The 25,828-nt window shown below is 67.4% G+C and carries 24 protein-coding genes; 7 read left to right on the forward strand and 17 right to left on the reverse strand.

Annotated elements, in window-relative coordinates; all coding sequences use genetic code 11:
* Nucleotide 1: 1 nt before the first annotated feature.
* Together hydA and AC1DYS_RS01990 are read right to left on the reverse strand one after the other, a co-directional pair.
* Complete coding sequence (gene hydA / locus AC1DYS_RS01985) at nucleotides 2-1,414, reverse strand: dihydropyrimidinase (protein ID WP_477895531.1); 1,413 nt, start codon at nucleotides 1,412-1,414, stop codon at nucleotides 2-4.
* Between the two features lie 126 nt (nucleotides 1,415-1,540).
* Nucleotides 1,541-2,533 carry a CE1 family esterase gene (locus AC1DYS_RS01990; RefSeq protein ID WP_477895533.1) on the reverse strand — a complete coding sequence of 331 codons (993 nt, stop codon included), beginning with the start codon at nucleotides 2,531-2,533 and terminating at the stop codon, nucleotides 1,541-1,543.
* Between the two features lie 251 nt (nucleotides 2,534-2,784).
* On the opposite strand from AC1DYS_RS01990, the gene AC1DYS_RS01995 reads away from it, so the two are divergent.
* Nucleotides 2,785-3,258 carry a VOC family protein gene (locus AC1DYS_RS01995; protein WP_477895535.1) on the forward strand — a complete coding sequence of 158 codons (474 nt, stop codon included), beginning with the start codon at nucleotides 2,785-2,787 and terminating at the stop codon, nucleotides 3,256-3,258.
* A 7-nt stretch (nucleotides 3,259-3,265) separates the two neighbouring features.
* On the opposite strand, the gene AC1DYS_RS02000 is transcribed toward AC1DYS_RS01995, so the two are convergent.
* Complete coding sequence (locus tag AC1DYS_RS02000; RefSeq protein ID WP_477895537.1) at nucleotides 3,266-3,730, reverse strand: SRPBCC family protein; 465 nt, start codon at nucleotides 3,728-3,730, stop codon at nucleotides 3,266-3,268.
* Between the two features lie 55 nt (nucleotides 3,731-3,785).
* Nucleotides 3,786-4,055 carry a hypothetical protein gene (locus AC1DYS_RS02005; RefSeq protein WP_477895538.1) on the reverse strand — a complete coding sequence of 90 codons (270 nt, stop codon included), beginning with the start codon at nucleotides 4,053-4,055 and terminating at the stop codon, nucleotides 3,786-3,788.
* A 126-nt stretch (nucleotides 4,056-4,181) separates the two neighbouring features.
* Here AC1DYS_RS02005 and ypfH point away from each other — a divergent pair, with 126 nt between their 5' ends.
* Entirely contained in the window at nucleotides 4,182-4,916 is a 735-nt protein-coding gene (ypfH, locus tag AC1DYS_RS02010; protein ID WP_477895540.1) for an esterase, read from the forward strand.
* Between the two features lie 36 nt (nucleotides 4,917-4,952).
* Here the strand turns inward: ypfH and AC1DYS_RS02015 are convergent, their stop codons facing one another.
* Both AC1DYS_RS02015 and AC1DYS_RS02020 read right to left on the reverse strand, forming a co-directional pair.
* Nucleotides 4,953-7,649 carry an immunoglobulin domain-containing protein gene (locus AC1DYS_RS02015; RefSeq protein ID WP_477895542.1) on the reverse strand — a complete coding sequence of 899 codons (2,697 nt, stop codon included), beginning with the start codon at nucleotides 7,647-7,649 and terminating at the stop codon, nucleotides 4,953-4,955.
* 172 nt (nucleotides 7,650-7,821) lie between these two features.
* Nucleotides 7,822-9,531, reverse strand: a complete 1,710-nt coding sequence (locus tag AC1DYS_RS02020; protein WP_477895544.1) for a M14 family metallopeptidase — start codon at nucleotides 9,529-9,531, stop codon at nucleotides 7,822-7,824.
* Nucleotides 9,532-9,710: 179 nt separating this feature from the next.
* On the opposite strand from AC1DYS_RS02020, the gene AC1DYS_RS02025 reads away from it, so the two are divergent.
* Both AC1DYS_RS02025 and AC1DYS_RS02030 read left to right on the forward strand, forming a co-directional pair.
* On the forward strand, nucleotides 9,711-10,142 hold the full coding sequence (locus AC1DYS_RS02025) for a nuclear transport factor 2 family protein (protein ID WP_477895546.1): 432 nt from the start codon (nucleotides 9,711-9,713) through the stop codon (nucleotides 10,140-10,142).
* 4 nt (nucleotides 10,143-10,146) lie between these two features.
* Nucleotides 10,147-10,620, forward strand: a complete 474-nt coding sequence (locus AC1DYS_RS02030) for a MerR family transcriptional regulator (RefSeq protein ID WP_477895548.1) — start codon at nucleotides 10,147-10,149, stop codon at nucleotides 10,618-10,620.
* Here the strand turns inward: AC1DYS_RS02030 and AC1DYS_RS02035 are convergent.
* Nucleotides 10,583-11,341, reverse strand: a complete 759-nt coding sequence (locus AC1DYS_RS02035) for a class II glutamine amidotransferase (protein WP_477895550.1) — start codon at nucleotides 11,339-11,341, stop codon at nucleotides 10,583-10,585. The two genes, AC1DYS_RS02030 and AC1DYS_RS02035, sit on opposite strands and share 38 nt — an antisense overlap.
* Before the next feature lie 4 nt (nucleotides 11,342-11,345).
* Nucleotides 11,346-12,584, reverse strand: coding sequence for an NAD(P)/FAD-dependent oxidoreductase (locus AC1DYS_RS02040; protein ID WP_477895552.1), 1,239 nt, complete (start codon nucleotides 12,582-12,584; stop codon nucleotides 11,346-11,348).
* Between the two features lie 133 nt (nucleotides 12,585-12,717).
* On the opposite strand from AC1DYS_RS02040, the gene AC1DYS_RS02045 reads away from it, so the two are divergent.
* Nucleotides 12,718-13,050 (forward strand): thioredoxin family protein, encoded by a 333-nt coding sequence (locus AC1DYS_RS02045; protein WP_477895554.1) that lies wholly within the window; start codon nucleotides 12,718-12,720, stop codon nucleotides 13,048-13,050.
* Between the two features lie 4 nt (nucleotides 13,051-13,054).
* On the opposite strand, the gene AC1DYS_RS02050 is transcribed toward AC1DYS_RS02045, so the two are convergent.
* Complete coding sequence (locus AC1DYS_RS02050) at nucleotides 13,055-13,945, reverse strand: LysR family transcriptional regulator (RefSeq protein ID WP_477897241.1); 891 nt, start codon at nucleotides 13,943-13,945, stop codon at nucleotides 13,055-13,057.
* Between the two features lie 113 nt (nucleotides 13,946-14,058).
* Here AC1DYS_RS02050 and AC1DYS_RS02055 point away from each other — a divergent pair, with 113 nt between their 5' ends.
* Both AC1DYS_RS02055 and AC1DYS_RS02060 read left to right on the forward strand, forming a co-directional pair.
* The gene (locus AC1DYS_RS02055) at nucleotides 14,059-14,547 is read left to right on the forward strand and encodes a (R)-mandelonitrile lyase (protein WP_477895556.1); all 489 of its coding nucleotides are present in this window, start codon (nucleotides 14,059-14,061) and stop codon (nucleotides 14,545-14,547) included.
* A gap of 91 nt (nucleotides 14,548-14,638) precedes the next feature.
* Entirely contained in the window at nucleotides 14,639-15,304 is a 666-nt protein-coding gene (locus tag AC1DYS_RS02060) for a carboxymuconolactone decarboxylase family protein (RefSeq protein WP_477895558.1), read from the forward strand.
* 13 nt (nucleotides 15,305-15,317) lie between these two features.
* Here AC1DYS_RS02060 and AC1DYS_RS02065 read toward each other — a convergent pair whose 3' ends face one another.
* The 8 genes from AC1DYS_RS02065 to AC1DYS_RS02100 all read right to left on the reverse strand — a co-directional run bounded on the left by AC1DYS_RS02065 (nucleotide 15,318) and on the right by AC1DYS_RS02100 (nucleotide 25,713).
* Complete coding sequence (locus AC1DYS_RS02065) at nucleotides 15,318-17,492, reverse strand: xanthine dehydrogenase family protein molybdopterin-binding subunit (protein WP_477895560.1); 2,175 nt, start codon at nucleotides 17,490-17,492, stop codon at nucleotides 15,318-15,320.
* 10 nt (nucleotides 17,493-17,502) lie between these two features.
* Entirely contained in the window at nucleotides 17,503-17,967 is a 465-nt protein-coding gene (locus AC1DYS_RS02070; RefSeq protein WP_477895562.1) for a (2Fe-2S)-binding protein, read from the reverse strand.
* Nucleotides 17,968-18,172: 205 nt separating this feature from the next.
* Complete coding sequence (locus tag AC1DYS_RS02075) at nucleotides 18,173-18,883, reverse strand: CREC-EF hand family protein (RefSeq protein ID WP_477895564.1); 711 nt, start codon at nucleotides 18,881-18,883, stop codon at nucleotides 18,173-18,175.
* Nucleotides 18,880-19,818, reverse strand: coding sequence for an esterase/lipase family protein (locus AC1DYS_RS02080; protein WP_477895566.1), 939 nt, complete (start codon nucleotides 19,816-19,818; stop codon nucleotides 18,880-18,882). The genes AC1DYS_RS02075 and AC1DYS_RS02080 overlap by 4 nt, the downstream gene beginning before the upstream one ends.
* A gap of 42 nt (nucleotides 19,819-19,860) precedes the next feature.
* On the reverse strand, nucleotides 19,861-21,225 hold the full coding sequence (locus AC1DYS_RS02085; RefSeq protein WP_477895568.1) for an 8-oxoguanine deaminase: 1,365 nt from the start codon (nucleotides 21,223-21,225) through the stop codon (nucleotides 19,861-19,863).
* A gap of 101 nt (nucleotides 21,226-21,326) precedes the next feature.
* Entirely contained in the window at nucleotides 21,327-22,319 is a 993-nt protein-coding gene (locus AC1DYS_RS02090; RefSeq protein ID WP_477895570.1) for a lipase secretion chaperone, read from the reverse strand.
* Nucleotides 22,319-23,266, reverse strand: a complete 948-nt coding sequence (locus tag AC1DYS_RS02095) for an esterase/lipase family protein (protein WP_477895572.1) — start codon at nucleotides 23,264-23,266, stop codon at nucleotides 22,319-22,321. The genes AC1DYS_RS02090 and AC1DYS_RS02095 overlap by 1 nt, the downstream gene beginning before the upstream one ends.
* A 254-nt stretch (nucleotides 23,267-23,520) precedes the next feature.
* Complete coding sequence (locus tag AC1DYS_RS02100; RefSeq protein WP_477895574.1) at nucleotides 23,521-25,713, reverse strand: malate synthase G; 2,193 nt, start codon at nucleotides 25,711-25,713, stop codon at nucleotides 23,521-23,523.
* Nucleotides 25,714-25,828 lie beyond the last annotated feature (115 nt).

The raw sequence follows: 25,828 nt of genomic DNA on the forward strand, positions 1-25,828 counted from the left end.
ATCAGAAGGCCCTGACTTCACCACGCGGCACGAAACGGCCCATGCCTTCATGCCCCAGCCAAGCAGATCCGTCGACGATCAACTCGCCGCGCAGGAACACCTTCTCGACGCGGCCCTGCAGCGTGCGCCCTTCGAGCAGCGTGTAGTCGCAATGGCTGTGCAGGTGCTTCGCATGGATGGTCTGCGTGGCCGCAGGGTCGAACAGCACGATGTCAGCGTCGCTGCCGACGGCAATGGTGCCCTTCTTGGGGAACAGGCCGAACAGCTTGGCCGGCGTGGTCGAGGTGAGCTGCACGAAGCGGTTGAGCGAGAGCTTGCCCTGCATCACGCCGATGTCGAACAGGCTCACCAGCCGCGTTTCGATGCCCGGCGCGCCGTTGGGGATCAGCGAGAAATCGTCCTTACCACGCATCTTCTGCAGCTGGTAGCCGAAATGGCCTTCCTTCATGCAGAACGGGCAGTGGTCGGTCGCAATCACCTGCAGGTCGTCGTAGCGCAGCGCGCGCCAGAGGTGCTTCTGGTCGTCGCTCGTGCGCAGCGGCGGCGTCATCACGTACTTGGCGATCTCAAAGCTGTCGCTGTCGTACACCGAGTCGTCGAACAGCAGGTAGTGCGGGCAGGTCTCGGCGAACACCGGAATGCCTTCGTCGCGCGCCGCCACGATGTGCTTGAGCGCCTGGTTCGACGACACGTGCACGAAGTAGATCGGCGCCTCGGCCAGCTCGGCGAGGCGGATGCCGCGGTGGGTGGCCTCGCCTTCCATCAGCGCCGGCCGCGTCATCGCGTGATAGCGCGGCGCCGTGTGGCCGGCTTCCAGCGCCTCCTTGATCAGCAGGTCGATCACCGTGCCGTTCTCTGCATGCAGTGCCACCATGCCGCCATCGGCGCCCACCTGCCTCAGCATCTGGAAGATGGCCGCATCGTCGGCCATCATCACGCCCGGGTAGGCCATGAACATCTTGAAGCTGGTGACGCCCTCGTGCCGCATGGCATGCTTCACGTCGGCGAGCACCTGCGCGTCGACGCGCGTCACGATGCAGTGCAGGCTGTAGTCGATGTTCACCTGCGGCTCGGCGCTGCGCTGCGCACGGGCGATGGCTTCGAGCGGTGAGTCGGCTGCGGTCTGCAGCGCGAAGTCGACCACCGTCGTCGTACCGCCGAAGGCCGCCGCCTTGGTGCCGCTGGCGAAGGTGTCGCAGGTGATGGTCGGGCCGATCACGTTTTCCATGTGAACATGGGTGTCGACACCGCCTGGCAGCACGTACAGCCCGCTCGCATCGACCTGCACCACGTCGTCGCCGACCGCGAGATCGCGACCGATCGCGCGAACGACGCCGTCTTGCATCAGCACGTCGGCGACGTAATCGTCGGTGGCGGTGATGACGCGGCCTTGGCGGATCAAGGTGGTGGTCATGCAGGTTTCCCGTGGGGACGTATGCAGGCCATGCAGTCTTCGTGCCCGCGGCGGTGCAAGCAATCGAAGAACGTCTCCCGCGAGGTCGGATTCAAGGCACGCGTGCGGCCCTGACCCTGCGAGCGCTCATGGCCGCGACATGAAGGCGTACGCCGCGTCCATCACATCCGTGCTGCCGGCGCCCATCTGTGCGTCGAGCGACGCCACACCATGCTCCCCGCCTCGCACGCGCTTGAGCACAAGCTTGCCGCCGCAGCTGCCCCAGGTGTCGACATTGCCTTCGGCGACAAAGGCGTTCGGGTCCAGGGTGCCGCTGCACAGGATGGAGGTGCGCGTCTGCTGCTGATGCAGTTCACCGATGACGATGTTGTTGTCCCAGGCGGTGAACGCGGCGATCACCACCGTCGGGTCGACCGTCCAGGTGGCGGCGTCCCAGACGCCGGCGGTCTGCATGATCTCGTCGCTGTCGCCGATGACGCCCATGTAGGGCTTGGCCGCCGCGCTGCCGGGTTGGCACGGAGTGGCGGCGTTGTTGAAGCTGGCCGATGCCGGGCCGGCGAGCGAAACATAGGCATTGAAGGTTTGCGGTGATTCGCACCACATGCGGTTCGTCATCACACCGCCCATCGAATGGCCCATCACCGAGACGTCGGCAATGCCGTAGTCGGCACGAATCTTCGCCGCCAGCGCCTGAAGAAAGGCCACGTCGTCGACGCCGGAGTTCATCGCCCGGTTGCTCCAGGTCGTGGCCTTGGGTTCGGTGCTCAGGTGCTGGCCCTGTGGCAGCACCAGCATCACCTTGTGCGCGTCGAGCCAGCCCCAATTGACGGTGCCCAGCGTCGCCGAGGTCGCGCTCGCATTCATGCCGAGCTGGTAGGCGATGGCCGTCTTGTCGCCACCACCGCCATGCAGGACGACGACAGCCCGCGTGGCACCGGCGGTCTGGTAGACATCGATCGCATGCGGGTAGCCGCTCACGCTGGTCGTGACCACCTGGTCGACTGCCGGTGGCGTGGCGGGCGGCGCCGGCGACGTGCTGTCGGAGCTGCTGCCACCGCAGGCTGACAAGCCCGAAAGTGACAGCGCGAGAAACAAGGCGCGAAGCAGGGTTGTGGGCACGGACTGGTTCTTTCGTGACAGGATCGTTCTCGATTGGGCGGCCTGCCGCGCCGGTTGGCGAAGACGTTGAACGACGAAATGCGACAAGCTTGAAACATGCCCGCCCGGGCCGTTGCCATCGCGCTGGCTCAGGGTTACCCCTGAGCTCTCGGGTGTCGAAAGCGCCTCTTGTCGTTCGTCATGGAAGTTGGAGGCGCCGCAGCGTCGATCGATGCTCAGCCCGCCGCACTCAACCCTGCATGGAGGTTCACATGACCCAGACATCTGTCAAACCCATTCCCGAAGGCATGCACACCGTGACGCCGCACCTGGTGTGCGACGGCGCCGCCGCGGCCATCGAGTTCTACAAGAAGGCCTTCGGCGCGACGGAGCTGTCCCGCATGCCCGGGCCCGACGGCCGGCTGATGCACGCCCAGGTGCGCATCGGCGACTCGACCGTGATGCTGGTCGACGAGTGGCCCGACATGGGCGCCGTGGGCCCGAACAAGCTCAAGGGCACCGCCGTGACGCTGCACCTCTACGTCACCAATGTCGACGCTGCCTTCGCGAAGGCCGTGGATGCCGGGGCCACGGTCAAGATGCCACCCGCCGACATGTTCTGGGGCGACCGCTACGGCCAGGTGCAGGACCCGTTCGGCCACATGTGGTCGCTGGCGACGCACCAGCGCGATCTCTCGCCCGAAGAGATCCGCCAGGGCATGGAAAAGATGGGCGGGGGCTGCTGACAGCGGCTCAGCGGATGCTTGCCAGGAGCAGCTGCGGCAAGCGCGCCTCGATCGACGTGCGCCAGCCTTCGATCATGGCCGTGAAGGCAGCTTCGTCGAGTGCGGCGAGAAGCTTCTCGCCGCTCGGCGTCAGCGCGGTCAGCGTGTAGGTCACCGTCACCGCCGTCGACCTGGCATCGAGCGCCACGCAGCGAACCTCGACGAAGCCGCTGCGTGAAGCGGGGGTGACGCGCGTGTAGCGCGCATGGTGACCTACCGTGTCGAAGTCGACCAGGCTCCAGACGGTGAAATCATCTCCCGAGCCGGTCGTGAAAACCATGCCCGGCTCGGTGCGCCCATCGGTAGGGTGAAGGTAGCTGGGTCGCCAGCCGTCGACCCACAGTTCTTCACCGGCTGGGGTGAAGAACCGCTGGCAGGCTTGAACGGGCGCGGCGATGCGGATGGTGTGCGCGAGAACGCGGTGGTGAGACATGAGACAGCTCCATGAGTTGATTGATTCAAGTTCATGGACTTCGCACAAGCAGGACTCACGCTCCCTTCCGATCGGACATGCGATGGCTCGCGCTGGCGCCGAGCTCGAGCCCGTAGATCTCCTTCAGCTTGGCGATCATCGCCAGGGTGTCCTTGGAGAACGGGGGCTTGCTCTCGAACGCATGCAGCACGATGCCTTCGATCAGGTCACCGAGCGTCACCTCCTTGTACTCGGCCAAAGCCTTGAGCACTTTGACGAGACGCTTCTCAAGGCGCACGCCGGTCTGGATGCGCTCGACAGGGATGTCTTCTTCGGATTTGGGCATGGTGGCCACTCTTGTCAGCAAGATACCAAGGTACCATTGTACCTTGATTCACAATGCCCCCGCCCGCGACGGCACCTGCCGGCAGGTGCAAACTTCGGCTCCGATCCTTTCGCTCCGAGCCATCGCATGCCTGCCACCGCACTCGCCCACCTGCCCGCCTCCGGGCCGACCGAACTCCTGTTCCTGCTGTTTCACGGCGTCGGTGCCGATGCGTCGGACATGACGCCGCTGGCGCAGCGCTTGGTGGCCGAGTACCCGCAGGCCGCGGTGATCTGCCTCGACGCGCCTGAAGCCTTTGACGGCGTGCCGGGCGGCGGCGCGGGCTGGCAATGGTTTTCGGTGCGCGGTGTGACCGAAACCAACCGCGTCGAGCGCGTGGCCGCGGCCATGCCGAGGTTCGTCGCGATGGTGCGGTCGCTGCAGCAGCAGTTCAACATGAGTTGGGAGCGCACCGCCCTGTTCGGCTTTTCACAAGGCGCGATCATGGCGCTCGAGGCGGTGCAGGCCGAGCCTGCGCTGGCCGGCCGCGTGCTCGCGTTCTCGGGCCGCCATGCGGTCCAGCCGGCGCATGCGCCACACGACACCACGGTGCACTTCTTCCACGGCATGACTGACGCGGTGATCACGCCCGCGCCGGCGATCGACTCGGCCGAGCGCCTGGTCGCGCTGGGTGGTGACGTGACGGCCGACGTGCTGCCCGGCATCGGCCACGAGCTGCACCCGCTGCTGATGGACAAGGCCATCGAGCAGCTGCGCACGTTCTTGCCGAAGAAGGTGTGGCGCGAGGCCATGAGCGAAGCGCCGGTGGTGGCGCGGCCCGCCTCCAGCCGAGAGCTGGGCGACGGCACCGGCATCCACTGAGAGGCGTGAGCGAGAAGGCGCGAGGCGCCCTCTCGCTCAGCGCGCGCGCAGCCCGCGGGTGGCGGCCCCGAAAGGCTGGACCGTGCCGTTCACCTCGATCGCAAGCATGCCGTTGGCGTCGATGAACAGGCGACCCACGCGCACGCCGTTCGAGCTGAGCACCACTTCGCCCGCGCCGGTGGGCAGGGTGCCGGGAGCGGCAAAGTTCAACTCATAGAAGCCGTTGGCCAGGTAGCTGACACCCGACACGCTGAAGCGCATGTCGCTGTAGGTCACGCGGAGCTGCTTGAGCTCGTCGGTCAGCGTGACCTGTGTGGTCTGCGTCGACACGCTGCCGCCCGCAAAGGTGGCGGTGAGCCCGCTCACGCCACTCTTCAGCGTAGCGCCCACGGCCGGGGTGAGCGTCGCAATCTGGGTGGTGTTGGCACCCGAAACGCTGCCGCTCACGTTGGTTGCGCCACCGCCGTTGGCGGTGATGTCGCGCTGTACCGTGCCGTTCCCGTCGACGCTCAGCAGGCGCATGTTGCTCACTGTGGCGGTGGCCGTGCCGACGGTGGGGTTGGTCGCGCTGAAGTTGAAAACCACCGAGCTGCTGCCGGTGTAGGCGCTGGTGCCGTCGTTGCAGGCGCTCGCGGTGCCCGCCAGCGTGCCGCTCGCCGGGAATGCGCCGCCAGCGGTGACGGTGGTGCCGTTCAGCTTGACCGCCAACGTGCCGGAAACGCTGCACACCGACGCTGGGTCAATGAACGCCGTGCCGGCATCGTTGGTGGCCATGAACGGCAGGTAGGCAGCTTCGTAGAAGTCGAAGCTCAGGCCCAGCAAGCGCATCAGCGCGAAGCTGTCGGTCTGGGTACCGACCAGCACCGTGAGCGTCGCGCCGGGGCTCGTCACGCTGCCCTGGCTGTTGCTCACAACCACCGTGTACACGGCGCCGCTGTCGGCCAGGGCCGTCAGCGGGGTCGTGTAAGTGGTGGCAGTGGCGCCCGCGATGTCGACGCCATTGCGCTTCCACTGGTAGGTGGGCTTCGGTGTGCCGCTGGCCAGCACGATGAATGTGGCCGGCTGGCCTTCGTTGACGGTCACATTGCCGGGTGCCACCGTGATCTCGGGCGCCTTCAGCACCACCGGCTTGACGGTGAGCGTGGCCTCGGCGCTGGTGACGGTACCGGCCCGGTTGCTCACACGCACGCTGAAACGGGCGGTGTTGTCAGCCGCGCTGGTCGTGGGCAGGGTGTAGCCCAGCCCCGTGGCGCCGTCGATGGCCACGCCGTTGCGCAGCCATTGAAAGCTCATCGGCGTGCTGCCGGTGGTGACGACGAAGAAGCTGGCCGCGTCACCTTCGGTGACCGACACCGATTGCGGCTGCACGAGCAGCGCGGGCGCCGTCGGCGGCGTGACCGTCAGCGTGGCGGCCGCACTGGTCACCGTGCCCACCGTGTTGCTGACGTTGACGGTGAACACCCCGCTGGTGCTCGCGGTGACGCAATACCACGGGTAGCTCGCTCCAACGATGGCGACGCCGTCGCGCTTCCATTGGTAGGTCAGCGGGCGTGTGCCGTTGGCCACCACGCTGAAGCAGGTCAACGTGCCGTCGTCGACCGTCTGGCTTTCAGGAGGCGTGAGGATGATCGGCGCGACCGGGGCGGTGTCGATCACCAGGCATTCGGGCAGGGTGATGTCGACCTCGGACGGACCGACGAGGACGGTGTTCGAGTAGCCGCCGTTGAACTCGGCGAACACCTGCGCGCGGCTCGACTTGCGGATCGCCACGCGGAACTTGCCTTGCGCGTCGGTGGGCGCGTAAGCGCTGCCGGAGTAGTCCAGCCCCACGCTCTGCACGTCGGCCCAGACAACCGGCTTGGCAGCCTTGTCGACCACGCAGCCGTTGACGAAGATCGTGTCCTGCACCTGGTCTGCATTCCAGTAGCTGAAGTGCGTGACCGTGCCTTCGTAGTAGCGGTTGGGCTCGGTGCCCTTCAGCGTGGCGCTGCCTTGCTCGACCCAGCGGCCGGCGGCCTCGTCCAGGTAGAACAGAGGGATGGTGCTCGGCGGGTTGGCCGAGCGAGACGACAAGGGGATGCGCAGCGTGGCGCTGCTGCCGGCCTTGAGGTTCAGCCTGGCGCCCGTGGCGTCTTTCAGGCTGACCTCGACAGCTCCAAAGCTTTCGATGCGGGTATTGGCCGGCGTGGTGTAGTCGCCGGGCATGCTTTGTGGGTCGGCGGCCGGGTCGATCGGCGTGACGCGCACCGTCACCGCGCCTGTGGCGGCTGCACCGCTGCTGGCGTTGACGAGGCTGTTGGCGGCCAGATTGACCGCCGCGGTGGAGTTGGGCGCAGTGACGGTAGCGGCTGCAGCCGCGTCGACCGTCGTCGCCGAGGCGGCGCGCACCAGGCGGGCCGTGGCGCGCGCGGTCTGGTTCGCGGCCACCGGCACCGGCAGCTTGCCGTCGACGAAGCCGTCGGCCTCGATGCTCAGCACCTGCCGGTCGGCCGCCGGCACGGCGTCGATCGTGAAGCTGCCGTCGGCCGCGGTGCGGGTGCTCATGCCCGCGACGCTGACCTTGGCGTTGGCAAGCGGCGAGGAGTCGTCGCTTGCCACCGCCGTACCGCTCACCTTGCCCACCGGCGCCGGGGTGGGCGTGGTGTCTCCACCGCCGCCACCGCAACCGCTCAGCCACAGGCCCGCCGTGAGGCACAGGCCCACCCACAGTTGGCGCATCGCACCCTGTTTCATGAGGTTCTCTCCCTGGAGTTGGATTGCCTTCGGGCGCAATGACGGTGCGCTGACTCCGAAGGCGGGCCGCAGTTTAGGGCCCGGTCTTTGCCGCCAAGCCTGGCCCCCCAAGACTTAGGGGGAGAGCTTCAAATGTGTAGCGCTTTGTTAACCCGGGCCAGCGCCCGCCTCGTCAATCCAGCACCACTTCGGTCTTGACGGCGCCAGCACGGTCGGCACGGGCCGTCAGTGCGAGCCGCGTTCCCTTGGGCGCGCGCACCACCCACTCGGTCACCGCGCGGTCGGCCGTCACGTCGGCCGCCGGCAGAAAGGCCTGCAGCGTGCTCTTGGGTGCATGGCCTTCGAGCTGCGGGCCTTCGATGCGCTCCTTGCCGCTGACGAGCGACACACTCGCATCGCCAGGCGGCAGGTGGATCTCGAACATCACGCCGCGCACCGTCTTGCGCGCCAGCGCCCGCTTGCTCACGTAGGCCGGCAGCCAGCCGCTGTTGCACACCGCGAAGCGCACGCGCCAGGTGTCGGGGCCGAGCGCGCGCACTTCAGCGCGCAGCACCTCGAGCTTGGGCAGGCTCAGCGCGACCTGCGTCATCCAATTCGGGAAGCGCGCGGCCTCGCGCTCGCGCAGGTGCGGCGGCGGGTTGCGCCAGAAGTTCATCTTGTCCCAGCCGCCGATCTCGACCGCGCCGAGCTGCGGGTGGTGAAACGGCTTCCAGTCGACGTGGGCTTGCCCGTTGCAGTGGTCATCGCTCCACTTCAGCAGCTTGAGGTCGTCTTCGACCGGGTGTTCGCGGTACCAGTCGATCCACTTGTAGTCGCCGATGCCGGCTTCCTTGTTGGGCGCCCAGATCTCGACCACCCAGAACAGCGCGCCCAGGTGCTCGTAGACCCAGTCCTGTGTGCCGGTGATGGTTTCCTTCGGGTGGTACTTGAAGTCGTGCCAGATGCTGATGGCCGGGTAGCCGGTGAGCTGCTGGCCCATCGCGCTGAAGCGTTTGAAGGCCCATAGGTCTTCGGGGATCATGTCGTCGTCGCTCTGCGTGCCCATGGGCCGCAGGATCACGCCGCTGTGCGTGTGGTAGCTGATGGCGGCACCGATGTTCGGGTGCTTGAGGATGAAGTCGACCATCGCGCGCACCTCGGGCTCGCTGGTCGGATAAGGGCCGGCGCCGGTCTGCTCGAACTCCTGTCGCCAGAACGCCGGGAAGTTGCGGTTGAGGTCCAGGCCTTCGAGGTCCTTGTTGACCTTGATGCTGAGGCCATCGTAGTTCTCGATCAGGCCTTCGGGCATCACGCGGTAGTACTCGCCGCCGAACTCACCGGGCTCGCGCGGCACCATCAGCCGCGGGTCCTGTGCGCACTTCTTGTAGGTGCCCATCGGGTCGGGCACACGCATGAAAAGGATGCGGCCGTCGCCGTCCACGTCTTCCATCGTCAGGCCATCGACCGGCTCTTCGTCGAACGGATAGCGGCGCGTCGACGAGCGGATGTGGCGCGGCTTGTCGGCCAGCGCCAACTCGGCGCCGTCGGGGTTCAGGCGCGGGCAGATGTAGACGGTGCGCGTGTCCAGCAGGTAGGTGATGTCGCGGTCGGTGCCGTAGCTGCTGAGCAGCTGGTGCAGGTAGTACAGGCAGGCGGTGCTGGCGGTCAGCTCGGCAGCGTGGATGTTGCCGTCGGCCCAGAACGCGGGCTTGTCTTCAGCCGGGCCGGTGTGCGTGTTGGTGACGGTCGCGACCCAGATGTCGCGGCCCTCGTGGCTCTTGCCGATGGCCGCGACCTGCAGCAACTCCGGGTAGGCATCGGCGTAGTCGAAGAGCAAGCGGGTCAAGGCGTCGTATTTGTAGAAGGTGTCGAAGCGGGGGATGGGTGGTTTGGGCAGGGTCATGGAATGGGGTTTGGTCGTTGTTCATGAACGAGACAAGTGGGCGAAGAATACTGCGGGGGTGCTTTAGCTCCAACTGATCGCGGGGTGTGGCGTCCCGGTCTGGCCCCATGCCGCGAGGCCGCTTGACATCGAGTGCGCTCTAGCTCGCCCAATGCGTTCTCCTCAACTTGGAGATCGCCATGAGCAACGAGCCCATCACACGAGCGAACGCTACGCAGAACGCGCAGCTGGCGCGTGCCTTCTTCCAGCGCTTCAACGACAACGACGTGGCCGGTGCCGTCGAGCTGTTGACCGACGACGCCACCTGGTGGCTGGCGGGCAAGCCCGACAAGCTGCCCGGTGTCGGCCTGCTGAGCCGCGCGCAGATCGTCGACGTGTTTCGCCGCATGACGGCGCAGCTGCCCGAGGGGCTGCGCATGACGGTCAAGGGCACGGTGGCCGAAGGCGACCAGGTCGCCGTCGAAGTGGAGTCGCACGGCAGGCTGAAGAACGGCCGCGTGTACGAGAACCAGTACCACCTGCTGATGCGCCTGCGCGGTGACAAGATCGCCGCGGTGAAGGAGTATTACGACAGCCACCACGTGTGGGACACCTGGTACCGAAAGGACTGAACCGATGGCCGAGGCCTTCATGATCGGCGAGCTGGCAAGCCGCACGGCACGCACCGTGCACGCGATCCGCTGGTACGAGACGCAGGGGCTGATGCCGGGGGTTCAACGCAACGGAGGCGGCCGGCGCGTCTACAACGAGCAGCACGTCGACTGGCTGCTGCTGATGGAGCGCCTGCGCCGCACCGGCATGTCGATCGCCGAGATGCGGCGCTACACCACGCTCGTGATGCAGGGCAAGGCCACGCTCGCACAGCGGCGCGACATGCTGGCCGCGCACCGTGCGCGCGTGCTCAGCACCATCGAAGAGTGGAGCCAGGCACTCGCGCTGCTCGACGGCAAGCTCGACTTCTACGGCGAGTGGCTGGCGAGCGGGCATCGGCCGAAGACTGAGCCGAATGCGCGCACCAAGACACCGGCGAAAGCGCCGGGGAAGACGCCCGTCAAGGCCCGACCGGCAGCCCGTCGACGAAGACCTTGATCTCGCCCGGCGCGAACGGCACCCACGCTTCGTTGGCGGTGAGCGGCTCCGTCACCACCACCGCCACGCGGTCGGCCGGCGTGGTGACGCGCGCGAAGTCGACGCTCATGTCTTCGTCCTGCAGGTGCGCGGCCTGGAAGGGGTGCTGCCTCACCAGGTAGTGCAGCTTCGTCGAGCAATGCGCCCACAGCGCCTGGCCGTTGCTAAGCATGAAATTGAAGGTGCCGTGCGCGGCCACGCGCGGCACCAGCTCGGCCAGCGTGGCGGTGAGTTCGGTGATCGACGGCACGCCGGCGTGCGCCTTCGCCAGCTCCTGCATCAGCCAGCAGAAGGCGAGTTCGCTGTCGGTGTTGCCCACCGGGTGGAAGGCGCCGTGCAGGCGCGGCGCGTAGTTCTTCAGGTCGCCGTTGTGCGCAAAGGCCCAGTAGCGGCCCCATAGCTCGCGCTGAAACGGGTGCGTGTTCTGCAGTGCCACGCGGCCCTGCGTGGCCTTGCGGATGTGGGCGATGACGTTGCTGCTGTGGATCGGGTAGTGCCGCACCATCTCGGCCACCGGTGACAGCGCGGCGCTCTGCGCATCGACGAAGAGCCGCACGCCGGCGTCTTCGAAGAAGGCGATGCCAAAGCCGTCCTTGTGTTCTTCGGCGCGCTTTGAAAAGCCGGTGAAGCTGAACACCAGATCGGTCGGCGTGTTGGCGTTCATCCCCAAGAGCTGGCACATGGTGTTATTCCGTGAACAGCCGCGTGAAGCCCTTGACGCTGAACAGCTGCCCCGGGTTGCTGGTCTCGTTGAGCACACCGCTCATGCGCTTGAGGAGCCGCGCGCTCTTGCTCGCCCGCCAGATCACGAGGTCGATCAGCCACGGGTGGGCGTTGACGCGGTTGGCGCGCTCGTAGAGGTCGAAACGCGGCTTCAGTGCCATCAAGCCGGCTTCGTAGTGCGCCCGCACGGCCGCGTCGTCCCACTGCTGCTGGCGGCCGCTCAGCAGCGCGTGGGCGGCGAGCATGCCGGTCTCCAGCGCCTTGCCGATGCCTTCGCCGGTGAACGAGTAGGTGCTGCCTGCGGCTTCGCCGGTGACGAGCAGCCCGTCGCGCGAGAAGCGCGCACCCGACAGCGTGAAGCGCAGCGGCGCGCCTTTCAGGCTGCCCTGCATCACGCCGCCAGCCATCAACTCGTGTGCCGGCGCGTAGCACTCGCAGAAGCGCTCGAACACGCGCTTCAGGTTGACGTCTTGCATGGTGTGGTGGCCGTCGCGGCCGGTGCCGTGGCTGTCGACCACGCCCACCCCGATGTTGAACACACCGTCGGGGCAGGGAAAGATCCAGCCGTAGCCCGGCCGCAGCTTGCGGTGCCACACCACCTCGAGTTCGGTGATGCGGCCGACCATCGCATCGTTCTTCACATACGCGCGCATAGCCACGCCGGCCGGCGTCTGGCGCTCGCACACGTCGGCGGCCTTCAGCGCCTGCGGCACGGCACCGCTGGCCAGCACGATCCAGTGGGCGCGGATCTCGCGGTGCTCCTTGGCGTGCGACACCTTGGCGCCGCACACACGGCCGGCCGCGTCGAGCAGCGGCTCGTCGAACTGCACCGGCGCGTGCATGCGCGCACCGGCCCGCACGGCGGCGCGGCAAACAATGTCGTCGAGCTCGCGGCGCGGCAGCACCGCCAGCCGGCCCGGCACGTCGATGCGGCCACCGCGCGGGCCGATACAGGCCACGTGGCCGGCGGACTGCGCGCGCGCCATCACCTCTTCCAACACGCCGAGCTTGTCGAGCGCCGCATGGGTGTCGGGGATGAGGCCGTCGCCGCACACCTTCTCGCGCGGGAAGCTGCGCTGGTCGATCAGCACCACGTCGAGACCAGCCTTCGCCAATACATTGGCCGCCGCGCTGCCGGCCGGGCCAGCACCGACGACCAGCACGTCGCAGCGCTCGGGGAGTTCAGAGAGAGAAAGATTCATGGAATGCGAAGCATACCGGCGTGCCCTGGGCACACCGCGGGCAGCCGTAGCCCGTTTGCCAAGAACCCGCCGCGATGGCGGGTTTTCTATGGCCCCATGCGCAGCGCATTCGTCACCTGCACACAATGGCCACATGAGCACGCCTTACACCGAAGAAGCCCTGAGCCGCAGCGAGCTTGACGCGCTGCCCGGCGCGACCGTCGTCGAATTCGGCACCAACTGGTGCGGCTGGTGCCGCGGCGCGCAGCCGCTGATCGAGACGGCGATGGCCGATCACCCCCAGCTGCGCCACATCAAGGTTGAAGACGGCCAGGGCCGGCCGCTCGGCCGATCGTTCCGCGTGAAGCTGTGGCCGACGCTGATCTTCATGCGCGACGGCGTCGAGGTGACACGCGTGGTGCGGCCGTCGGGCGTCGGCGAGATACGCGACGCGCTGGCGCAGCAGGCCCAGGCCTCGCCGTCGTGACCCGCTAGCGCTGCCTCAGCGCTTCGATGACGAGCGCCAGCGCGGGGGCAATCTGCCGCCGGTTGGCGTAGTAGAGGTGGTACCCCGGAAATCGCGGCCACCAATCCTCGAGCACAGGCACCAGCCGGCCCGCCGCGATATGAGGCTCCATCAGGTCGAACGGCACGTAGGCGAAGCCCAGGCCGTCCAGCGCGGCATGGAGCATCAGAAAGGTGTTGTTGAACACCGTCTGGCCGTTCACGCGGACGTTGAGCTGCTGGCCGTCCTTCTCGAAGTCCCACGCATAGAGGCCGCCATGGGTCGGCAGTCGCAGGTTGATGCAGCGGTGCGCTGTCAGCTCGTGCGGCGTGGCCGGAAGGGTCTTGCCCGCAAGGTATTCGGGCGACGCTGCGACGGCCATCCGCAGGTCCGGCGCGATGCGAACGGCAATCATGTCCTTGTCGACGCGGTCTCCCAGGCGCACACCCGCATCGAAGCGCTGCGCAGCGATGTCCGTGAACCCATATTCGACGCTGAACTCGACCTGGATGTCCGGATACGCTTTCAGCAGCGGCATGAGACGCGGCCAGAGCGCCGTGACGATGGCGTGATCGTGCGCGGTGATGCGGACGGTGCCGGCAGGCTTGTCGCGCATTTCCGTGAGAACGCTGAGCTCGTGCTCGATCTCTTGAAGACGCGGCGCAACCGTGTTCAGCAGCCGTACGCCGGCGTCGGTCGTGGAAACGCTGCGCGTGGTGCGGGTCAGGAGCCGGACTCCCAGGCGCGCCTCCAGAGCCAACATCGCGTGACTCAAGGCCGAGCGTGACAGCCCGAGCTGAGCCGCTGCGCGGGTGAAGCTGCGCTCTCGCGCAACGACCACGAAGGCCTGCAGGTCGTTCAGGTTCTCTTTGGCCATTGGTGAATCCGGCACACCACCGTATGCGGATTTTTCCATCTTATCAACCAATGAACCGCTGCCTACAGTGTTCAGACCGGACTGCTTTTGCACCTCAAAACGGAGCGACAAACATGAAATTTCCCATGCACATTGCAGCGTGCGTCGCTGCCACCACGGCCTGCGGCGCCGGAGCCGCCGACAACGCCGGCAGCGCGCCGGCGCAGCAGATCACACGCGCAGGAACCCAACCGTCGGCGGCGGGGCCGGCCGACTTCTTCACCGGCCGCGTGCGAGTCGACCCGGTGTGGCCCGCCGACGGCGACATCACGGCGTCAGGCGGGCTGGTGACCTTCGAGCCGGGCGCGCGTTCTGCATGGCACACGCATCCCAAAGGCCAGCGGCTGGTGGTCGTGTCCGGTGTGGGCCTCACACAGGAATGGGGCAAGCCCGTCCAGGAGATTCGCCCGGGAGACGTCGTGTGGTGCCCGCCCGGTGTGAAGCACTGGCATGGAGCCGGTCCCTCTGCCGCCATGACCCACTTGGCGGTCACCGGCACCGCCGAAGGGAAGAACGTTGAGTGGATGGAGAAAGTCAGCGATGCGCAATACACAGCACGCTAGCCCTTGCGCGAAGGTCGCGCTCTCCATCGCGCTCGGTCTGGCAGCTGCGCTCTGCCAGGCAGGCACCGCCAACAACCCAACCCCGCCCACCATGAACCACGCACAACCACGCTCAGACACGCTGTCGGCCCGACAGCAAGCCATCGTTCCGATCGCCGCCTTCGCAGCTGCCGGCGACCTGCCCCGGCTCAGCACCGCATTGAGCAGAGGGCTGGACGCCGGCCTCACGATCAATGACACCAAGGAAATCCTGGTGCAGCTTTACGCCTACGCCGGTTTCCCGCGCAGCCTGAATGCCCTGGGAGAACTCATGAAGACGCTGGACGACCGCAAGAAGCGCGGCATCCAAGATGTAGAGGGGCGTGCTCCCAGCCGCGCTGCGCCCAAGGGCGACGCGTTGATGGCGGCAGGAACCGCCAACCAGACGAAGCTGTCGGGCGCGCCGGTCACGGGAGCGCTGTTCGACTTTGCGCCGGCCATAAACGACTACCTGAGGACCCACCTCTTCGGAGACATCTTCGAGCGAGACAACCTCGACTGGCAGAGCCGCGAACTGGCGACCGTGAGCATGCTGTCTGCCCTGCAAGGCGTCGACTCGCAGCTGCAGGCGCATGTGCGCATCAGCATGAACACCGGCCTCGCCGAGGGCCAGGTGCGTCAGCTCACCGACGTGCTGGCCGAGCGCGTCGCCGCGGAACCTGCGGAGCGGGCGCGCGAGGCCCTGGCGCGGCATCTCGCCACGACAGGACCTCGCTGACCTCAGCGACCGATCAGGCCGCCGCGATGTTCTCCGGCGTGAACGGCATCTTGCGCAGCCGCTTGCCGGTGGCGACGAACAAGGCATTGCCGATGGCCGGGCCGATGAGCGCGGTGGCCGGCTCGCCAATGCCACCGGGCTTCTCGGTGCTGGGCACCAGCACGATCACGATCTCGGGCGACTCGTTCATGCGCATCAGCCGGTACTGGTGGAAGTTGGTCTGCTGCACGCGGCCGTTTTCCAGCGTGATCTCGCCCCACAGCGCAGCCGTGCCGCCGAAGACGATGCTCGACTGGATCTGTGCCTCCACCGTGTCGGGGTTGACCATGCGGCCGAGGTCGGCCACGACCGTCACCTTGTGCACGCGCACCTCGTTGTCCTTGCTGAGCGAGATTTCGGCCACCTGCGCCATGTAGGTGTCGTAGCCCTCCATCAGCGCAATGCCACGGAAGCGACCCGCCGGTGCCGCCGTGCCCCAGCCGGCCTTCTCGGCGCACTGCTTGAGCACGTTGGCAAAGCGCGGCTTGTTCGCCAGCAGCGACATGCGGTAGGCGTACGGGTCTTGTTTGGCGTTGGCGGCCAGCTCGTCGATGAAGGTCTCGTTGGCGAAGGCATTCAGCGCATGGCTCACCGAGCGCCAGTAGCCCACGCGCAGCCCGGCGTCGTGCTTGACGACATCGTGCCGCGTGGCCGGGATCTCATAGGCCGCGATGGCGGCTTCGGTCATCAGCGGGTCTTGCACTGCTGCCGGCAGGCCGAACACGCGGCCGGTGATCGACTGCGAGGTCAGGCGGAAGGTCATGGCCGTCGGCTTGCCGTCGTCGCCGACGGCGGCGCTCAGCTCGTGCACGGACTGCGGGCGATAGAAGTCGTGCGTCATGTCGTCTTCACGCGTCCACAGCAGCTTGACCGGCTTGCCGACGGCCTTGCTGATCAGCGCGGCCTGGAGGATGAAGTCGACGTCGATGCGCCGGCCGAACCCGCCACCGAGGAAGGTGGTGCGCAGGCTCACGTTCTCCGGCGGCACGCCGCAGACCTTGGCCACCGTGCCGGCCGCAGCGTCTTGCCACTGCGTGGGCCCGATCAGCTCGACGCGGTTGTCGTGGTACCAGGCGGTGAAGTTCATCGGCTCCAGCGGCGAGTGCGACAGCAGCGGCATCGTGTACTCGGCCTTGATGACCTTGGCCGCGCCCTTGATGACGGCGTCGGCATCGCCCACCTTCGGCAGCGCGAGCGGCTTGGCCGCGTCGGACAGGCCGGCGGCCTTGGTGCTTGCCAGCATGGTCTTCTCGGTCAACGCTGCGCCGGCGCCTTCGTCCCACACGACGGTCAGGCCTTCGCGCGCCTTGCGAGCGTGCCACCAGGTGTCGGCCACGATGGCGATGCCGTCGGGGATCTGCACCACGTCGATCACGCCGGGCATGGTCTTGGCCTTGCTCGCGTCGAAGCTCTTCACCGTGCCCCCGATCACCGGGCATTGCTCCAATGAGGCGTAGACCATGCCGGGCACCTTGACGTCGATGCCGAACTCGGCCGTGCCGTTGGTCTTGGCCGGCGTGTCGAGCCGCTTGGTCGGCTTGCCAACGATGCGGAAGTCTTTCGGGTCCTTGATGGTCGGGCTTTGCGGCACCGGCAGGCGCGACGCCGCAGCGGCGAGCTGGCCGTAGGTGGCCTTCTTGCCCTTGGGCCCGAGCACGAAGCCGTTCTCGGCCCTCAGTTCCGACTCGGGGACTTTCCATTTCTGCGCCGCGGCGCTGATGAGCATGGTGCGCACCTGTGCGCCTGCCAGACGCAGCTTGTCCCAGCCGTCGCGCACGGAAGACGAACCGCCGGTGAGCTGTGGACCGCCGAGCAGCGCGTTGCCGTAGACCTTGCCGTTGGGCGGCGCGATCGCGACCTTGATGCGCCGGATGTCGACGTTGAGCTCTTCGGCGATCAGCATCGGCATCGAGGTGTAGACGCCCTGGCCCATCTCGGAGCGGGCCGAGAGCAGCGTGATGGTGTTGTCGTCGGCGATGTGCACCCAGGCGTTGGGCGTGTGCACCGTGCCGGCGGCGAGCGCGTCGCTCACGCCGGTGAGGCTCACGCCGAGCATCAGGCCGCCGCTGGCGACGGCCGAGGTCTGCAGGAAGCCGCGGCGGCTGACGCCGGCGCTCTTGGACTTGGTAGTGGTGGTGGTGGTGGTCATGGCAGTCCCCTCAGGCCTTGCGCATTTCAGCCGCCGCGGTCTTGATCGCGGCGCGGATGCGCGGGTAGGTGCCACAGCGGCAGATGTTGCCGCTCATTGCGGCGTCGATGTCGTCGTCGCTCGGGTTCTTGTTGGTCTTGAGCAGCGCGGCGGCGCTCATCAGCTGGCCGCTCTGACAGTAGCCGCACTGCGGCACGTCGTGCGCGATCCAGGCCTTCTGCAGCGGGTGGCTGTTGTTGGCCGACAGGCTCTCGATGGTCGAGACCTTCTTGCCGGCCGCGGCCGACAGCGGCGTCTGGCACGAGCGGACGGGCTGGCCGTCGAGGTGCACGGTGCAGGCGCCGCAGAGCGCCATGCCGCAGCCGAACTTGGTGCCGGTGAGCCCGACCTCGTCTCGGATGACCCACAACAAAGGCGTATCGGGCTCGGCCTTGACGGTCATCGTCTTGCCGTTGATCTGGATGCGAGTGGTCACGGTGATGTCTCCTGCAGGGGAACGTTGGAGCGCTGACAGCCACAGCCATGAGCAGCTTTCAGAGCATCGTGGATGCCCGGGTTGAAGTCCAACCTGGGCAAACCCCAATCTTCACGGGTGTTTGCAGATCGCCGGTCAGCAAGGTCTTTCCCGGTCGCGCCTCAGGCGACAAACCGATCTCGGCAGCCCAAGGCCTAACGCAGGGTCAGGGCGGCATGCCCAGCAGGGTGCGGGCGCGCAGCAGCTCGTTGCCGCTGAACTGGCGTGCGAGGTAGCGCTCCGCGGCCTCGCCTTTCAGCGTCTGCAGCTGGGCACGCGCTTCCGCCATGCGGCGAGACCACGCCCAGCGGGCTTCGTCTTCAGCGCGCAGGCGCTCGGCGGCCACAGCGCCGAAGCGGCCGACCCGTTGCGCTTGCAAATCCTTCTGTTGTTCGGCGCTGGCCAGTGGCTCGGGCATCAGCAGCATGCGTGGCGCGGCAGGCGGCGGCGTGACGCTCGCGCCACGCGTCGGCGCATTCGGTGCCGGTGAGCCGCTGGCTTCCTGGTTCGAGGCGCTCCGGCCTTGGAGCCACGCCAGGTGTTCGTCCCACGCCACCAGCACCTGGCTGGCGATGGCAGCGCCTCGCTGCTGGGTGACCTCGCGTTCGATCCACGCGCGCAGCTCGCGCAGGTCGAGTTCGCCGACCGCCGTGAGCAGGTGGTCGAAGCGGCGGATCAGCGCGGCATCGGGCCGCGCGCCGTTCGCCGGGCCGATGACCCAGTCGCCGTCGAGATCGGTGCCGCGCAAAGAGCCGCTGGCACGCACCTGGTCCACGCTGCGCACGCCGGCTTGTGCTGCGGCCGGTGTCGAGCAACACCCGGCCAGCCACAGCGCGGCAGCCAGCCGCATCACACCGCGCACGGCCGTCGCCCTCACAGCCCCGCCTTCTTGAGCCGGTTGGCCTGCAGGCGATAGAAGGCCAGCGGGTCCGGCGAGAGCATGCCGCGCAGGCCGAAGCTCTGGTTCACCTCGTCGAGGTGATTCCACTCGTAGTCGTCGCGCAGCACCGTGCCCCAGTGACTGGCGCAGCGGCCGACGACACCGTCGTTCGGCTCGTCGCCGTAGAAGCGGCTGGTGGCCAGCAGCACGGCGTCGCTGAGGTCGAGCGGGTTGGTCGTGACGCGCGTGCCGCCCACGGAGAAGTAGCGCACGCCGTTGACCAGCGCAGCGCCTTCGCCGCACGGCGTGCTCGGCTGGCCCTGCGGGAAGCGCCGATTGAAAACAGCCGCACCTTCGCTGTCGAGCGACTGCAAGGCACCGAGCGCGTCTTGCGGCAAGCCCGAATCCCCCGCCAGGTAAGCCACGGCACCCGACAGTGCATTCGCCCATGCGGCCGGCACACCGCTGCCGCGAGCCATCTCCTTCAGCCCGTCGGCCGTCTTGCTGCCGGTGTGCGGCGCACCCACGGTGGTCACCGAAGCGACGAGCTCCGGCGCCACGGCGGCAACATAACGCGCGGTCGGCCCGCCGTGGCTGTGGCCGATGAGGTTGAACTTCTCGTGCCCGTACGCTGCCTTCAGCGCACGCAACTCGAACAGCAGCTGCTCGCCACGCACTTCCGACAGGTTGGCAGCCGACACGCCGGGCGCGTAGACCACCGCACCGCCGTCGCGCAAGGCCTTGGCCACGCCGTGGAAGTAGTCCACCGGGCCGATGGCGCCGAAGCCGAACAGGCCGTGCACGAGCACGATCGGGTAACGGGTCTGGGTGTAGGTGTCCGCGGGCACATCGGCAGCATGCGACGGGGCAATCACACCCAGCCAGCAGGCGAGCAACAGCATCCAGCAGCGACGTGAGATGGCGTTCGGCACGCCGCCATTCTCGATCAAGGTCGATTGGTCAAGCTCAATGGATTACGCGCCCGCGAGATCGCGCGCGAGGCGGTTGTGCCGTTCGATGAGCCGCGGCAGGTCGACCGTGGCGAGCCGCCCATCGCGCACCACCACGCGGCCGTTGACGATGCTGTGCTTCACGCGTGGCACATGGCAGAACAGCAACGCGGCCAGCGGGTCGTGCAGGCCGCCGGCCATGCCGATCTCGTCGAGCGGCACGGTGACGATGTCGGCGGCCATGCCGGGCGCGAGTTGGCCGATGTCGTCACGGTTGAGCACCTGGGCACCGCCGCGCGTGGCGATCTCGAGCGCCTCGCGGGCACTCATCGCCGACGGGCCTTTCTCGGCACCGCGCGCGACCCGCTGCAGCAGCAGCGCCTGCCGCACCTCGGCGAGCATGTGGCCGCTGTCGTTGGACGCGCTGCCGTCGACACCGATGCCCACCGGCACACCGGCATCGCGCATCGCACGAATCGGCGCGATGCCCGAGGCCAGCCGCATGTTGGAACACGGGCAGTGCGCCACGCCGGTGCCGCTGCGGGCAAAGAGGCGAATGCCCGCGTCGTCGAGCTTCACGCAGTGTGCGCACCACACGTCGCGGCCGAGCCAGCCGAGCTGCTCGGCGTATTCGGCCGGCGTGCAGTTGAACTTCTCGCGCGTGTAGGCGATGTCGTTGTCGTTCTCGGCCAGGTGGGTGTGCAGCGACACGCCATGCTGGCGCGCCAGCAGCGCCGAGTCGCGCATCAGCTCACGGCTCACCGAGAACGGCGAGCACGGCGCCACCACGATGCGCTGCATCGCGAAGCGACCCGGGTTGTGCCAGCGTTCGATGAGGCGCTGTGTGTCTTTGAGGATCGCGTCTTCGCGCTCGACCACACGATCGGGTGGCAAGCCGCCTTGCGACTGGCCCACGCTCATCGACCCACGCGCCGCGTGGAAGCGCATGCCGATCTCGGCGGCGGCCTCGATGCTGTCGTCGAGCCGCGTGCCGTTGGGGTAGATGTAGAGGTGGTCGCTGCTGGTGGTGGCGCCCGACAGCAGCAGCTCGGCCATCGCGGTTTGCGTCGACACGCGTGTCATCTCGGGCGTGAGCCCGGCCCAGATCGGGTAGAGCGTTTGCAGCCAGCCGAAGAGTTCGCGGTCTTGCGCCGGGCGGATGGCCCGCGTCAGCGACTGGTACATGTGGTGGTGCGTGTTCACCAGGCCGGGGATCACCACCTGGTCGCTCGCGTCGATCACCTCGTCGGCGGTCGTGGGCAACTCGTCGCTGGGGCCGACGGCTTCGATGGCGTTGTCGCGCACGAACACGCCGCCATTGGCGATCTCGCGCCGGTCGTCGTCCATCGTGACGAGCAGGCGGGCGTTGCGGATCAGGAGTGTGGTCATGGGGCGTCCGGTCCGCGCGAACGCGAAGGGTCAGTGGGCTTCGGTCATTCTCGCCTTCGATGGCTGGATGTGCACGGCCACCACCTGTCCAACCCAGCCCCTCAGCGGTCGACGCCGAGCAAGGCCCGCACTCGCACCAACTCCGCCCCAGCGAAGTTCTGCGCAAGGTAGGCCGCTTGGGCCTGCGCGCGCTGCAGGGCAGACAACTCGGGCGCTGCCGCGATCTCCTGCAGACGCGTTCGCGCAGCCGCCAACCGGCGCTCCCAGTCGGCCCACTGCGCCTCTTCGTCGCGCAGGCGCTCGGCGCCTTCCGCGCCCAGTTGCTGCACCCGCTGCGCTTGCAACTGCGTGGGGTCGGCCGTGGGCGCAGCGGGCATCAGCAAGGCCATCTGCGCATCGCGAGGAGCCGCTGTGCCCGCCGCGCGCTGCGTAGCCAGCGGCCCGGTGAAGGCCACGAAATCGCGCTCCTCGTCGGCGTAGAACGCCTTCGCCCATTCCTCACCGAGGATCTGCCGGCGAACCGCGGCACGTTCGGCCAGCGAGGGCTGCCAAGTCGCCGCATCGTTCGGGTTGACCAGCGCCTTGAAGCTCGTCTGCTGCAGGGCGATATAGCGGTCCCACACCGCAAGCACCTGTTGCGCCGCCGCGCTGCCGAGTTCGACGCCGATCTCCTGCGCCATCCATTGCCGCAGGTCGGGCGCCGTCACCTCGCCGAGCGCCGTCAGCAGGTAGTCGAAGCGGCGGCGCAGCGAGAGGGAGGGTTGCAATTGCTGGGTGCCAGCACTGTCAACGACCCACTGACCCCAGTCGCCGTCGAGGTCCGACCCGCGCAGCGAGCCGCTTTCCCACACCTTCATCACGCGTGCGCGTGCCGCGTCGAGCGCCAGGGCTTCGTCGGCGTTGTGCTGGATGGCCTCGCTGGGCGCGCCGTCGGCGAAGGGGTTGAAGTTCCAGTCGGTGAAGACGGGTGTGCGCGCCGGCGGCGTGGCGTGCTCCTGTTTCAGCAGCGACCACGCCACCACGAGCAGCGCGATCGCGGCCAGCAGCAGCATGCGCCGCGACAACCGCCGCGACGCATGGGTCAGCCCGCTCATCACAGGCCGGCGGCCTTCAGGCGGTTGGCTTGGCTGCGGTAGAACGCAACCGGGTCTTGCGAGAACAGGCCGCGCAAGCCGAAGCCCTGGTTCACCTCGTCGAGGTGGTTCCAGGCGTAGTTGTCCTTCAGCACCACACCCCAGTGGCTGGAGCACTGGCCGACGAGGCCGTCGTTCTGCTCGAAGCCGTAGAACACGCTGGTGGCGACGAGCAGCGCATCGCTCACGTCGAACACATTGGTCGAGACGCTGGTGCCGCCCACCGAGTAATAGCGAACGCCGTTGACGACCGCAGCGCCCTGGCCGCACGAGCTCGTCGGTGCGCCCTGCGGAAAGCGGCGGTTGAAGTCGGCCGAGCCCGCGGTGTTGAGCGATTGCAGCGAAGCGAGCGAGTTCTGCGGCAGTTGCGACGAGCCCGAGAGCCAGGCGATGGTCGATGCCAGCGCATTGGCGATCGTGGCCGCCACGCCGGTGGTGCCGGTCCACGAGGTGATGGTGTTCAGGCCATCGGCCACCTTGCTGCCGGCGTGCGGCGACCCCACGCTGGTGATCGACGCCACCAGCTCCGGTGCCACCGCAGCCACATAGCGGATGGTCGGCCCGCCGTGGCTGTGGCCGATGAGGTTGAACTTCTGGTACCCGTATGCCGCCTTCATCGCGCGCAACTGCTGCAGCAGCTGTTCACCGCGCACCTCGGACGAGTTGGCGGCCGACACGCTGGGCGTGAAGACCACCGCACCGCCTGACCGCAGCGCGCTGGGCACGCCGTAGAAGTAGTTGACCGGGCCGATGGCATCGAAGCCGAACAGGCCATGCACGAGCACGATGGGGTACTTGGTCTGGGTGTAGGTATCGGCCGCGGCGGCGCGATGGGCCAGGCCGAGCGAAAGCCCGGCCACAAGCGTCAAGCCGCACAGCGCGCGCGTGAGCGCAGAAGAAAGGCGCATGGTTTGTCTCCTATGCATTGGTTTTTGGTGCGGCCAGGGCGTCGCCCTGTCGATCGGTGCCCGGCGACTGCGCGCCGGTGCCTCCGATGCCGGAAATTCTCGAATGAAGCTTCGCTCGAGCGTAAGTGGCAATCCGCGCCAAACGATGGCGGATGGCGCCAAGGGGGCTGGGACTTTCCCTCGACTTTGAAAGTTTTACCCATGAAAAACGGCGCCCGAAGGCGCCGTGGAGGGTGGGTGCGACTGCGCGCGGGTCAGGCCCGGGCCTTCACCTTCAGGCGCCATGCGTGCAGCAGCGGCTCGGTGTAGCCGCTCGGTTGTTCCTTGCCCTTGAACACGAGGTCGAGCGCGGCCTGGTACGCGGCCGAGGTCTTGAAGTTGCCGGCCATGTTCTTGTAGAGCGGGTCGCCGGCGTTCTGCTTGTCGACCACCGCAGCCATGCGCTGGAAGGTCTCCTTCACCTGCTTGTCGGTCACCACACCATGCTGCAGCCAGTTGGCGATGTGCTGGCTGCTGATGCGCAGGGTGGCGCGGTCTTCCATCAGGCCGATGTTGTGGATGTCGGGCACCTTGGAGCAGCCCACGCCCTGGTCGATCCAGCGCACCACGTAGCCGAGGATGCCTTGCACGTTGTTGTCGAGCTCCTGCTGGCGCTCGGCGGCCGACCAGGTGGCATCCTTCACGACCGGGATCTGCAGCAGGCCGTCGAGCAGCTCGCTGCGGGCCTCGTCGGCGTCGGTCTTTTCGAGCTCCTTCTGCACCTTCGACACCTTGACCTGGTGATAGTGCAGCGCATGCAGCGTGGCCGCGGTGGGCGACGGCACCCAGGCGGTGTTGGCGCCGGCCTTGGGGTGGGCGATCTTTTGCTCGAGCATCGCCGCCATCAGGTCGGGCATGGCCCACATGCCCTTGCCGATCTGTGCGCGGCCGCGCAGGTCCATGCCGAGGCCGACGAGCACGTTGTTGCGCTCGTAGGACTGGATCCATGCGGTGGCTTTCATGTCGCCCTTGCGCATCATCGGGCCCGCGTACATCGCGGTGTGCATCTCGTCGCCGGTGCGATCGAGGAAGCCGGTGTTGATGAAGGCCACGCGCGAAGCGGCGGCAGCGATGCAGGCCTTGAGGTTGACGCTGGTGCGGCGCTCTTCGTCCATGATGCCCAGCTTCACCGTGCTGTCGGGCAGGCCGAGCAGCTTCTCGACGCTTGCGAACAGGTCGGACGCGAAGGCCACCTCGGCCGGGCCATGCATCTTCGGCTTGACGATGTAGACCGAGCCGGTGCGCGAGTTCTTGATGCCGGGCGTCTTGGTGCGCGCGAGGTCGTGCAGCGCGATGGTCGTCGTGATGACGGCGTCCATGATGCCTTCGGGCATCTCCTTGCCGCCGCCATAGAGGATGGCCGGGTTGGTCATCAAGTGGCCGACATTGCGCACGAACATCAGCGAGCGGCCATGCAGCGTGACCGTCTTACCCTTGGGGCTGGTGTAGACGCGATCGGGGTTGAGCCCGCGCGTGAAGGTCTTGCCGCCCTTGCTGACCTGCTCGGTCAACGTGCCCTTCAGGATGCCGAGCCAGTTGCCGTAGGCCAGCACCTTGTCTTCGGCATCGACCACCGCCACCGAGTCTTCGAGGTCGAGGATGGTCGAGAGCGCCGCTTCGAGCACCAGGTCGCTCACGCCAGCCGGATCGGTCTTGCCGATGGGTGTGGCGCGGTCGATGCGGATGTCGATGTGCAGGCCGTTGTGCTGGATCAGCACCGACGAGGGGGACGCCGCATCGCCCTGGTAGCCGATGAACTGGTCTTTCTCGTCGAGGCCGGTCTGCTTGCCGTCTTTCAGCGTGACGACGAGCTTGCCATCGTCCACGTGGTAGCCCACCGAGTTGATGTGCGAACCCTTCTTCAGCGGCGCGGTGCGGTCGAGCACGTGGCGTGCGTACTCGATGACCCGGGCGCCGCGCACCGGGTTGTAGGCGCCGGCCCGCTCCGCACCGCCGGCCTCGGAGATCGCATCCGTGCCATACAACGCGTCGTACAGCGAGCCCCAACGCGCATTCGCGGCATTCAGCGCATAACGCGCGTTGAGGATGGGCACCACCAGCTGCGGCCCGGCCTGCAGCGCGAGTTCGGCGTCGACGTTCTTCGTCGTGGCCTTGCCCTTCTTCGGGTGCGGCACGAGGTAGCCAATCTTCTCCAGATGGGCCTTGTAGGCCTTCATGTCACCGATCGGGCCGGGGTTGGCCTGGTGCCACGCGTCCATCTCGGCCTGCAGGCGGTCGCGCTCGGCCAGCAGCGCGATGTTCCTGGGCGCGAACTCGCGCACGATCTCATCGAAGCCTTGCCAGAAATGAGCGGCGGCTATGCCGGTGCCGGGCAGGACCTGGTCCTCGACGAAGCGGGCCAGCTCGGTGGCAACTTGCAGGCTGTGGATGGAGGTGCGTGCGGTCATGGGATCCCTCTGGCGTCATGAGAAAAGGTTGCGGGCGCGGGCGTGCAAGGCGCGCGCCGGTGTCAGCCCCGCAATCTATTCGATCTTTCGCGGTTTATTAAGAGCCTGAGATGCC

Source organism: Rhizobacter sp. P2_G4 (assembly GCF_056403575.1).

Coding starts and splice junctions, on each gene's coding strand:
- hydA (WP_477895531.1), bottom strand. CDS start 1,414: ATGACCACCACCTTGATCCGCCAAGGCCGCGTCATCACCGCCACCGAC.
- AC1DYS_RS01995 (WP_477895535.1), top strand. CDS start 2,785: ATGACCCAGACATCTGTCAAACCCATTCCCGAAGGCATGCACACCGTG.
- AC1DYS_RS02000 (WP_477895537.1), bottom strand. CDS start 3,730: ATGTCTCACCACCGCGTTCTCGCGCACACCATCCGCATCGCCGCGCCC.
- AC1DYS_RS02005 (WP_477895538.1), bottom strand. CDS start 4,055: ATGCCCAAATCCGAAGAAGACATCCCTGTCGAGCGCATCCAGACCGGC.
- ypfH (WP_477895540.1), top strand. CDS start 4,182: ATGCCTGCCACCGCACTCGCCCACCTGCCCGCCTCCGGGCCGACCGAA.
- AC1DYS_RS02015 (WP_477895542.1), bottom strand. CDS start 7,649: ATGAAACAGGGTGCGATGCGCCAACTGTGGGTGGGCCTGTGCCTCACG.
- AC1DYS_RS02020 (WP_477895544.1), bottom strand. CDS start 9,531: ATGACCCTGCCCAAACCACCCATCCCCCGCTTCGACACCTTCTACAAA.
- AC1DYS_RS02025 (WP_477895546.1), top strand. CDS start 9,711: ATGAGCAACGAGCCCATCACACGAGCGAACGCTACGCAGAACGCGCAG.
- AC1DYS_RS02030 (WP_477895548.1), top strand. CDS start 10,147: ATGGCCGAGGCCTTCATGATCGGCGAGCTGGCAAGCCGCACGGCACGC.
- AC1DYS_RS02035 (WP_477895550.1), bottom strand. CDS start 11,341: ATGTGCCAGCTCTTGGGGATGAACGCCAACACGCCGACCGATCTGGTG.
- AC1DYS_RS02040 (WP_477895552.1), bottom strand. CDS start 12,584: ATGAATCTTTCTCTCTCTGAACTCCCCGAGCGCTGCGACGTGCTGGTC.
- AC1DYS_RS02045 (WP_477895554.1), top strand. CDS start 12,718: ATGAGCACGCCTTACACCGAAGAAGCCCTGAGCCGCAGCGAGCTTGAC.
- AC1DYS_RS02050 (WP_477897241.1), bottom strand. CDS start 13,945: ATGGCCAAAGAGAACCTGAACGACCTGCAGGCCTTCGTGGTCGTTGCG.
- AC1DYS_RS02055 (WP_477895556.1), top strand. CDS start 14,059: ATGAAATTTCCCATGCACATTGCAGCGTGCGTCGCTGCCACCACGGCC.
- AC1DYS_RS02060 (WP_477895558.1), top strand. CDS start 14,639: ATGAACCACGCACAACCACGCTCAGACACGCTGTCGGCCCGACAGCAA.
- AC1DYS_RS02065 (WP_477895560.1), bottom strand. CDS start 17,492: ATGACCACCACCACCACCACTACCAAGTCCAAGAGCGCCGGCGTCAGC.
- AC1DYS_RS02085 (WP_477895568.1), bottom strand. CDS start 21,225: ATGACCACACTCCTGATCCGCAACGCCCGCCTGCTCGTCACGATGGAC.
- AC1DYS_RS02090 (WP_477895570.1), bottom strand. CDS start 22,319: ATGAGCGGGCTGACCCATGCGTCGCGGCGGTTGTCGCGGCGCATGCTG.
- AC1DYS_RS02095 (WP_477895572.1), bottom strand. CDS start 23,266: ATGCGCCTTTCTTCTGCGCTCACGCGCGCGCTGTGCGGCTTGACGCTT.
- AC1DYS_RS02100 (WP_477895574.1), bottom strand. CDS start 25,713: ATGACCGCACGCACCTCCATCCACAGCCTGCAAGTTGCCACCGAGCTG.